8 protein-coding genes and 1 rRNA gene are annotated in these 9853 nt (G+C 63.7%); 3 read left to right on the top strand and 6 right to left on the bottom strand.

Annotated features, from left to right (window positions below):
- Positions 1–93: 93 nt before the first annotated feature.
- The gene (locus ACS5PV_RS21850; protein ID WP_455397445.1) at positions 94–2448 is read left to right on the top strand and encodes a hypothetical protein; all 2355 of its coding nucleotides are present in this window, start codon (positions 94–96) and stop codon (positions 2446–2448) included.
- 137 nt (positions 2449–2585) lie between these two features.
- On the opposite strand, the gene ACS5PV_RS21855 is transcribed toward ACS5PV_RS21850, so the two are convergent.
- The 5 genes from ACS5PV_RS21855 to ACS5PV_RS21875 all read right to left on the bottom strand — a co-directional run bounded on the left by ACS5PV_RS21855 (position 2586) and on the right by ACS5PV_RS21875 (position 8512).
- On the bottom strand, positions 2586–3752 hold the full coding sequence (locus ACS5PV_RS21855) for a winged helix-turn-helix domain-containing protein (protein WP_455397446.1): 1167 nt from the start codon (positions 3750–3752) through the stop codon (positions 2586–2588).
- 4 nt (positions 3753–3756) lie between these two features.
- Positions 3757–5586 (bottom strand): dihydroxy-acid dehydratase, encoded by a 1830-nt coding sequence (gene ilvD / locus ACS5PV_RS21860; protein WP_455397447.1) that lies wholly within the window; start codon positions 5584–5586, stop codon positions 3757–3759.
- Between the two features lie 111 nt (positions 5587–5697).
- The gene (locus ACS5PV_RS21865) at positions 5698–5967 is read right to left on the bottom strand and encodes a hypothetical protein (protein ID WP_455397448.1); all 270 of its coding nucleotides are present in this window, start codon (positions 5965–5967) and stop codon (positions 5698–5700) included.
- A gap of 203 nt (positions 5968–6170) precedes the next feature.
- The gene (locus ACS5PV_RS21870) at positions 6171–6923 is read right to left on the bottom strand and encodes a 2-keto-4-pentenoate hydratase (RefSeq protein WP_455397449.1); all 753 of its coding nucleotides are present in this window, start codon (positions 6921–6923) and stop codon (positions 6171–6173) included.
- Positions 6924–6934: 11 nt separating this feature from the next.
- Positions 6935–8512 carry a gamma-glutamyltransferase family protein gene (locus ACS5PV_RS21875; protein WP_455397450.1) on the bottom strand — a complete coding sequence of 526 codons (1578 nt, stop codon included), beginning with the start codon at positions 8510–8512 and terminating at the stop codon, positions 6935–6937.
- Positions 8513–8804: 292 nt separating this feature from the next.
- Between ACS5PV_RS21875 and ACS5PV_RS21880 the strand changes: the two genes are divergently transcribed.
- Positions 8805–9035, top strand: coding sequence for a hypothetical protein (locus ACS5PV_RS21880; protein WP_455397451.1), 231 nt, complete (start codon positions 8805–8807; stop codon positions 9033–9035).
- 4 nt (positions 9036–9039) lie between these two features.
- Here the strand turns inward: ACS5PV_RS21880 and ACS5PV_RS21885 are convergent, their stop codons facing one another.
- A complete protein-coding gene (locus ACS5PV_RS21885; protein WP_455397452.1) occupies positions 9040–9255 on the bottom strand; it encodes a hypothetical protein in 216 nt (71 codons plus the stop codon).
- A gap of 536 nt (positions 9256–9791) precedes the next feature.
- Here ACS5PV_RS21885 and ACS5PV_RS21890 point away from each other — a divergent pair.
- Positions 9792–9853: ribosomal RNA gene (locus ACS5PV_RS21890) — 16S ribosomal RNA — on the top strand; the annotation flags it as partial.

Consider the following 9853-nt stretch of genomic DNA (forward strand, 5'->3'; position numbering starts at 1 on the left):
ATAATTGACAATACGAAAGAAGGGGGATATTTTTCGTAATAGATTGGGACACACTAGGATAGTTTCGCTACAAATTCGGGAGGAATTATGGTTGTGGCTCGCAAGGATAATAGGCAGGTTGCAGAGTATTTGTATAATAAATTTAATGACAGTGAACTTAGTGATGCCCATTCTCTATACAGCTTACATAAAATTATCTCTGAAGCACTTCCTGTTGCAAACTTTGTACCAACCAGTGGTTGGAGTTCATTTGTTGTGCCTTCAGATTATGGGCGGAGTATTCTAAAAGAAATAGATGTTTTATTGAAGCCATATAGTGAGGACGAGATAGCATTTGCGCTCCTTTATAATTTTTTCCACCATGATTTGCTAATAGATGTTCATTCATCGAGTTCTGACAAGCTTTCTAATGTGCTGGCTATCGATATAGCGGCTGGAGCGTTGAGGATACCAGAGCGGTTCGGCAGGGTATTATACGATCGATTTAACGATGAATTGCAAGAAGATCGCCCAGATTTGCTGGACGTTGACAGCGTTGATTTGCTCATCGACAATACGGATCAAGGTGTTTATCAAGTAGGTAATTTTGTTACTGGCCCATTAGGCATTATGAAGAGTAGTGAAAGTCGGTTTCTGCCACCAACCCGGAGTTTGCCCCTTTGGCACTGTACGGACACTGGATGTGGAAAGCTGCATAGTGTCAAAATGCGTCGTCGTTCAACGCGGGCCCATACACTAGCGCAGCAACTAAAAAATGCCCTATCGCGATCGCAAGGGCGTATCTCCGAATGGGAGGGTTTTTTCGCGCGACTTACAGAGCGGGACACGGATCAGCACGGTAGGGATTACTATGATCTGCCAGTATTAATTGCGGAGTGTATTACAGGAATAGACAGAGAAAAGCTTGCATCAGAAGCTCTTCGGGGCGCGACAGGGACCATATTAAGAGCAACGCTTCAGCGCGTTCAAAAGGACGCTGCTCAAGGCAGCCCTGAAGCCGTTGCCAAAAAAATATCATCGTCTGCTCAATTGCAGTTAATTTTGTCCCTGACGGACTCGGAGATAATTGCATTAATAGATTCCGCCGTGCGCAAAAAACTGATAAAAATTCCTGCAACAGAAATTAGATTGCCTAAGTCAAAGCCTCCAAAGCTTTCTACGTTTGATAAATCATCTGCCCTGTGCATTTTTGGAGTAAGGTCCGAGCGCGAATATCCAGCTTTGTTTCTATGTTCTGCTGTATGGGAAGAATATAATCGTGCTGGACAGATCGATGATCTATCTTGGAGGTGCCATAAGGGTGCAAGTAATAGTCCGGCCGGTCCAGGCACTCCAATCGATTACATGAACGATCACGGTCCTCGGGAGACAATCAAAAATTTAATACTTCCGAGCCGGCCTGTTACATTGGCAGTTGCTAAAAACCTGCACCTGATTTTGGATCCGCAAGAGCCTGAAGAGCAGCTAATTGATAGAATGCTATGGAAGTTCGGTTTTTCTCCCTCAAGATTTGAGACAAAATATTCTAGACTTCATCAACAACTAAATCAATTTAGAGATGAGGCTCTAAAGTATAGATCCTCTCTAACGGAGGATGATAAGGATGCAATTCGAAGCAAGGGTGTTAACGTATTCGTTTCTCTTGAAAATATTATTGAAGAAATTATTTCCTATAATGTATGGATACTATCTTCTGATCACTTTGTGGACACAATATTTCAATATACGCCAAAAGAGGCGGTTGCGCAGGTTGCGGAAGTGCTTGGCAAGAGTCGGAAGATAGGCGATAGCGAGTTCGTTTGGAGTGCTGAAGGTAATAATGTTCTAGGCGTGCTTTTAGTATATGCTCGCGCCGCAGCAGATTGGATGGCAGAATTGACGCAGAAAGACAGAAAAGATGCGGAGAGACCATCCGAAGAAATCCCACACTTTGCTGGTGCAAACAATCAACAGTTCTTATTTAGACACTGGGAACTTTGGGCTGATGCATCTTTGCCTCAACTAAAGGAGTTTGCAGAAAAATTCAACGAGTTGGTCTCCAACTTGGAGAGATCAAAGCTGGCAGAAATTCGGAATGGGCTTGATCATTATCGTAACGAAGATCAATTTCCGTCCGTAGACACAATTATTGCTTGCGAATCCCGCTTGGCGGTGGCCTTAAATTCGGCAGATGTAAATCGATTTATTCCAAAATCGTTTTGGATGATTGAAACAAGGAGGGACTCATTCGGATTAGTTGAGTATACGCTCTCCGATTATGCCGATAGGAAGATCATAATTCGAGGTCCGCACCCTCTGAGCGGATTGCGAGATCCCATTTTTTCGGACTCGGTGCTAATTCCATTCGGCAACTTACTTGGAATGCCTGCATCAAGTCTTGTATTCCGCATCCGGGAAGAGAGTGTTTATACTAAATTCTGGGACAATTATCCACGCCGACAAGTCTAAACAAAACATAAAATGGTGAGAAGATTTCGAATGTATCTTCATCAACCTAATATTCCGTTATTATTTGGATAATAAATTAATTTTTTATTAATGCATTTTAGACGCTCTCCAGAGAGCGATTTTATTCAATAAATTTTTTAAAAATCAATGATATTGTGAGAATACCCGGCCAAACCCAACCACCCAGCCAAAACCCCCAACTCCACCCCCAACGCCTCCCGCGCGCCCTCCGCCACCCCCGGCTCCCAATGCACCGCATGGACCACGAGCCGCCCCCCAGCCCGATCTGCCTTCAGATCCACCCGCCCCACCAGCTCCTCCCCGAACAAGAACGGCAGCACGTAATACCCGTACTGCCGCTGCGCCGCCGGGGTGTAGATCTCGATGCGGTAGCGGAAGCCGAACAGGCGCTCGGTGCGGGCGCGCTCCCAGACCAGGGGGTCGAAGGGGGCGAGGAGTGCCCGGGCCTGGATGCGGCGGGGGTACTTCGCGTCGCGGTGGAGGTAGGCGGGGGGCCAGCCGGGCACCTCGGCCGGGAGCAGGATGCCCTCCTCCACCAGCCGGGCGATGGCCGTGGCGGCGTCCGTGGCGTCGAGGCGGAAATAGTCGCGCAGTTCCGCCGTGGTGGCGATCCCGAGGGCCCGGGCGGAGAGGGCAACCAGCTGAGCTTGCGCCTCCGCCTCCGGCACGTCGGGCAGGCAAAAAATGTCCGGCGGGATCACCCGCTCGGTGAGGTCGTAGACCCGCTCGAAGCTGCGCCGCCGGGTCGCGGTGGTGACGTGGCCGGCGTAGAACAGCCATTCGAGCATGCGCTTGGGCTCGCTCCACTCCCACCAGCCGGCCCGGCCGGTCTGGATGTCGGAGGCCGAGAGCGAGCCCTCGTCGCGAAGCCGCGCCAGCAGCGCCATCGCCTCCGCCCGGCGCTCGCCCGCGAAGACCCGCATGCCGGTATAGCCGGCCTGGCCCCGGTCGGCCCGGGCCATGCGCCAGCGCAGGAGCGGATGGAGCGCGAGCGGCAGGAGCGAGCATTCGTGCGCCCAGTACTCGAACAGCCGCCGGTCGCGCTTCGGGCCCCAGGCGCGGCGGTCGAGGAGGGCGGTGTCGTAGGCGCCGAGGCGCGAGAAGGCCGGCAGGTAGTGCGCCCGCACTAGGACGTTGACGCTGTCGATCTGGTGCAGGCCGAGCCGGTCGATCGCGGCGGCGAGGTGCCGGTGTCCCACCGCCGCCGGTCGTGCGGCATGAAACCCTTGCGCCGCCAGGGCGACCCGGCGGGCTTCCTGGGGCGTCAGCCGCACGACCGTCATGGGGTCAGATCTTCCGCACGGCCCCGTGGGCGGCGCTGGTGGTCATGCTGGCGAAGGCCCGGAGCGCCGCGCTCACCTTGCGCTTGCGCGGAGCCGCGGGCTGCCAGCCCTTGGCCTCTTGCGCGGCGCGGCGGCGCTCGATCTCGGCGGCATCGACCGCGAGGTGGATGCGGCGGTTCGGGATGTCGATCTCGATCCGGTCGCCCTGCTCGACGAGGCCGATCAGGCCGCCCTCGGCGGCTTCCGGCGAGACGTGGCCGATCGACAGGCCCGAGGAGCCGCCCGAGAAGCGCCCGTCGGTGACGAGCGCACAGGCTTTGCCCAGCCCCTTCGACTTCAGGTAGCTCGTCGGATACAGCATCTCCTGCATGCCGGGGCCGCCGCGGGGGCCCTCGTAGCGGATCAGCACCACCTCGCCGGCCTGGACCTTGCCCCCTAAGATGCCGTCCACCGCCGCGTCCTGGCTCTCGAAGACGTGGGCCGGGCCGGAGAAGGTGAGGATGCTGGCGTCCACCCCTGCGGTCTTCACGATGCAGCCGTCCTCCGCCAGGTTGCCGTAGAGCACCGCGAGGCCGCCATCCTGCGAGTAGGCGTGGGCGGCGTCGCGCACCACCCCGCCCTCGCGGTCGAGGTCGAGCTCGTCGAAGCGCGAGGCCTGGCTGAACGCGACCTGGGTCGGCACGCCGCCGGGCGCCGCGCGGTAGAACTCGCGCACGCTCTCGCTGCCGGTCTGGGCGACGTCCCAGCGCGCCAGCGCGTCCTTCAGCGTGCCGGCGGCGACGTTGCCGACGGACGTGTCGATCAGGCCGGCCCGGTCGAGCTCGCCGAGGATCGCCATGATGCCGCCGGCGCGGTGCACGTCCTCCATGTGGACGTTGGCGACCGCCGGCGCGACCTTGCACAAAACCGGCACCCGGCGCGACAGCCGGTCGATGTCGGCCATGGTGAAGGGCACCTCGCCCTCGTAGGCGGCGGCCAGCAGGTGCAGCACCGTGTTGGTCGAGCCGCCCATGGCGATGTCGAGGGTCATGGCGTTCTCGAACGCCGTCATCGAGGCGATGGCGCGCGGCAGCACGGAAAAGTCGTCCTGCTCGTAGTGGCGGCGGGCGAGGTCGACGATGAGGTGGCCCGCCTCGACGAACAGGCGCTTGCGGTCGGCGTGCGTCGCCAGCACCGAGCCGTTGCCGGGCAGCGAGAGACCGAGCGCCTCGGTGAGGCAGTTCATGGAATTGGCCGTGAACATCCCCGAGCACGAGCCGCAGGTCGGGCAGGCCGAGCGCTCGATCACCTGCACGTCCTCGTCGGTGACGCGGTCGTCGGCGGCGGCGATCATCGCGTCGACAAGGTCGACCTTCTTGATCCCGGTCGAGAGGTGGACCTTGCCGGCCTCCATCGGCCCGCCGGAGACGAACACCACCGGGATGTTGAGGCGGAGCGCCGCCATCAGCATGCCGGGGGTGATCTTGTCGCAGTTCGAGATGCACACCATGGCGTCGGCGCAATGCGCGTTGACCATGTACTCGACCGAATCGGCGATCAGGTCGCGGGACGGCAGCGAGTACAGCATGCCGTCGTGGCCCATCGCGATGCCGTCATCGACCGCGATGGTGTTGAACTCCTTGGCGACGCCGCCCGCCGCCTCGATCTCGCGCGCCACGAGCTGGCCGAGGTCCTTCAGGTGGACGTGGCCGGGCACGAACTGCGTGAACGAGTTCACCACCGCGATGATCGGCTTGCCGAAATCGGCGTCCTTCATGCCGGTGGCGCGCCACAGGCCGCGGGCGCCGGCCATGTTGCGGCCGTGGGTGGTGGTGCGGGAGCGATAGGCGGGCATGGGAACTCTTCGAGGTGCGATCGCCTCGCGTCATGCCGCCGCCGGCCGGTCCCCCGCAAGTCCCATCGTGCGAGGAAGTCCCTGGATGCAGATCAGGCCCGCTTGGAGCCGCTACTTCGAGCAGCCGATGCAGATGCCCTTCATGATCTGGTCCTCGCGCTTCTCCTCCTGGCGGTTGCGCGGGGAGACGGTGCCGGTGTCGTCCGGCCCGAGGGCGCCCGGTTTCGGCACGGTCTGGCCGACCGCGCTGGTGTTGGGCGCCCGGATCGTCGAGGCCGGCCCGCCGCCGGTGCCGGTCTCGCTCGGCAGGGTCTGGGCGAGGGCGGGGAGGGGGCTGAGGAGCCCGAGGACGAGGAGGGGCGCGAGGAGGCGGGTGGTCATGGAGGGGATCCCTTTCGGGGCGGTGAAGCTGTGTCGAGGAGTCGACGCGGCGGGAACGGCGAAGTTCCCGCATCGAAGGCTCGCGGATGCGCCCGCGCCCCGGACCTCGTCCTCGCCCGAGATCCGCATCCCCGATTTCCGTCCGGATCGGCACCCCTCGTCCCCGGCCCCTGTCCCCGGTCGGGAAGGGAGGACCGTCCTCCTCACTCGATCGCCAGTGTCACGCTACCCAACCCCGGGAACTCCGCCGTCATCCGGGTCGGCGCCGTCACGAAATCCGTGCCGGTGCAGGAGCCGGTGGTGACGACCTGGCCGGCCCTGATCCCGCCGAGCGACCGCGCGCCCTCGTTGGCGAGCCAGACCAGCAGGCGCACCGGGTCGACCGCCGAGTTGCCGCCGGCGTGATCGTGGACGACCCGGCCGTCGAGGGTGAGCCGGACGCGCTGGGTCACCGGGTCGAGGCCGCGCCACGCCGCGAGCCCGGGCCCGAGCACCAGCACGCCGTGGTTCTGCTGGTCGGCGCGCTGGCTCGGAGCATCGACGGCGCCGAAGGCCGAGAAGCGCGTATCGGCGATCTCGATCGCCGGATGCATCGTGGCGATCGCCGCCAGCACCGCCTCGCGGTCGTAGGACCCGGCCTCCGGCGGCAGATCGCGGCCGAAGCGGTAGGCGATCTCGGCCTCCGCCCCGATCACGTGGAACAGCGAGGCCGGCAGCGTGTCGGTCTCGAAGATCGTGTCGGCGTGGAGCGCGGCGCGGGCCGGGTTGGCGGTGGCGCCCGGCGCGCCGACCTTCCAGCCGGCGACCGGGCCGAGCGCGCGGGCGACCGCGTCCTGCACCGCGTAGGCCTCCGCCTCGCTGCCCGGCCGGGCGCCCGCGGGAAGGGCGTCGAGGCGGGCACCGGTGCGGCGGGCGTCGAGCAGGGCGTGGGCCGCGGCGTCGATGTCGAGTGGCATGACGATCCCCCTCAGTAACCGAGCGCGCTGCCGTCCTTGCGCGGGTCGGAACCCGCGGCGAGCACCCCGCGCTCCCGGTCGATCCAGATGATCTGGCCGCCGCCGATCGGGCCGGAGGCCGGGATGATGCGGTGTCCGCGCGCCTCGAGGCCGGCGACCACGTCCGGCGCGAAGCCCGGCTCCATCTCGATCCCGCCGCCATAGGCGAAGCTGCGCGGGGCATCGAGCGCCTCCTGCACGTCGAGGCCGCGGTCGAGGATTCCCGTGAGAAGCTCGACGTGGCCCATCGCCTGGTAATGCCCGCCCATCACGCCGAAGGGCGCTACCGCCGCGCCGTCGCGCATCAGCATGCCGGGGATGATGGTGTGCATCGGCCGCTTCCTCGGCCCGATCGTGTTCGGGTGGCCGGGATCGATGCGGAAGGACAGGCCGCGATTGTGCAGCAGCACCCCGCTCTCCGGCGCGGTGATGCCGCTGCCGAAGCCCTGGAAGATCGAGTTGATCAGCGACAGCGCGTTGCCGTCCCGGTCGACGACGCTCAGGTACACCGTGTCCTTGTGGGCCAGTTCGGGCCAGATCACCGGCTCCTGGGCGCGCGCCATGTCGATGGCGCCGTGGGCGCTCGCCCGCCAGGCCTCGGAGAGCAGGTGCTCGACCGGCACCCGGTTCAGCACCGGATCGGCGAAGAGGGCATCGCGGTGGTGATAGGCCTGCTTGCAGGCCTCGGCGAAGAGGTGGACCCGGTCGAGTTCGGACAGGGCCGCGACGTCGGTGTGCGTCAGCACGTTGAGCATCATCAGCACCGCGAGGCCCTGGCCGCTCGGCGGGCACTCGTAGACGTCGTAGCCGCGGTAGCGCGTCGTCACCGGGGTCACGACCTCGGGCTGCGCGGAGGCGAAGTCGTCGAGGGTGTGCAGGCCGCCGAGATCGCGCAGGCGCGCGACGATGTCCTCGGCCACCGGCCCCTCGTAGAAGCCGCGCGGGCCCTGATCGGCGATGCGCCGGAGCGTCGCCGCGAGCTTGGGATGGCGCATGATCGTGCCGACCTCCGGCGCCCTGCCGTCGATCAGGTAGCTTGCGGCCGAGGCCGGATCGCCGGCGACGCGCTCGACGCTGCGCGACCAGTCGAGGGCGACGCGGGGCTGCACCGGATAGCCGCCCTCGGCGTAGCGGATCGCCGGCTGCAACAGCTCGCCGAGGCTGCGGGTGCCGTGATCCTCGAGGAGCTTGGCCCAGGCGGCGACCGCGCCCGGCACCGTGACGCTGTGCGGCGAGGTCGGGGTCAGCGTGATGCCGCGCTCGAGGAACCAGGCATCCTGCGCCGCCGCCGGGCTGCGGCCGGAGCCGTTGAGCGCGATCGGGGTACGCGCGCCCTTCGGCGCGTAGAGGGCAAAGCAGTCGCCGCCGATCCCGGTCATCAGCGGATCGACCACGCATTGCACCGCGACCGCGGCGATGCCGGCATCGACGGCGTTGCCGCCCGCGCGCAGGACCTCGATCGCGGCCAGCGTCGAGAGCGGGTGCGACGTCGCGACGGCGGCGTTGGCGGCGTAGACGGGCGAGCGCCCGGGCTTCGAGAAATCCCTCACCGCGACGTGTCCTCCTGATGCGCGAACCGGTTGCGCCACCCGCTGGCGGCGCCGGCCTTGCCCCCGGTGTAGGGGCGGCGCCGATCCCCGTACAGGGTATCGCCGTCTGGGCGCCGCCCGTGCCGGCCGCGGTGATGCATCAGCCATACCACTGCGACATGACGCGGGCCCGGACCCCATGCGCCGGGGAATCGTCCGTGCTATGGAGCGGCCGGCGCGATCCCGGCACGCAAGCCGGGACCGCGCGGCGCGGCCCTTCCGCCGCCCCGAGACGAGGTACCAGGGCATCGCCATGCAGGCTGAGATCCCGATGCGCCGCGTGACGGCGATTCGTTGCTATCCTTCCGGCGAGCGCGACGATCCCGATCAGCGCGTGCTCAACGTGCTCGAATGCGGCCACGTCGTCAGCTTCGAGGGCGCGAACGCGGTCGCCGCCCTGCTCGCCAAGCGCCAGCTCTGCCTCAAATGCGCCGAGGAGGCCAGGGCCGAGGCGATCAAGACCGAGGCGTCGCCCGAGGCATGAGCCTTCAGTAGGTCGCCATCGCCTCGGTCATCATCGCGACGAGCTGGTCGGGATCGGACGCGTTCTGGATGCCGGCGACGATCAGAAGGCAGACGGCCAGGGCGAAGACGAGGTAGGCCAGGATCGGCGTCAGGATCTCGGCCCAGTTCCGGGCTGCGTGGATGGCGAGGCACCCTGCCGTGAATCCGGCCGCCTCCGCCACGGGTATCAGCTCGACCATCGCCTCGCTCCGGCATCGCATCATGTTGCGGTGCAACATAGCGCGGTGGCGCGGTTGGCACCACCGCACGGCGCGCATCCGCCTCATGCGGTGGCCGAGGCCGCGCCGTCGCCGCCGCGCGCAGCCATCGCTTAGCTGCCTGAAACCGGGAGGGGAGGGGGCGTCTGTCGCGAGAGCTTCACAAAGGAGTTGACGGGGCCGAATCGGGGGCCTATACGACCACCCATCGGCGCCGGCCGCTTCCGCGGCCCGGGCGCTGAACCGTATTCGAGACAGTCTGGGCCGGCGAGCCTGACCTTGGTCAGGTGCTGGTCTTGTCGTCTCTGATGACCGCCGGATCGCTCCGGCCTGCTCTTTGACAAGTTCATACGAGAAAGAGAAGCGTGGACGGCGTCGTCCCTGCGGGTCGGTTCTTCGGAACCGGTCGTGAGTAGGATGATGCTGGTCTGACGTTTCGGTGCTCACACGATCAGGTGGAAACGCCGGTCGATTGTGTGCTTCCGTTTATGTTGTGATCAGCCTGAGATCTAACTCTTCAACTTGAGAGTTTGATCCTGGCTCAGAGCGAACGCTGGCGGCAGGCTTAACACATGCAAGT

This window comes from Methylobacterium sp. Gmos1 (assembly GCF_053764715.1).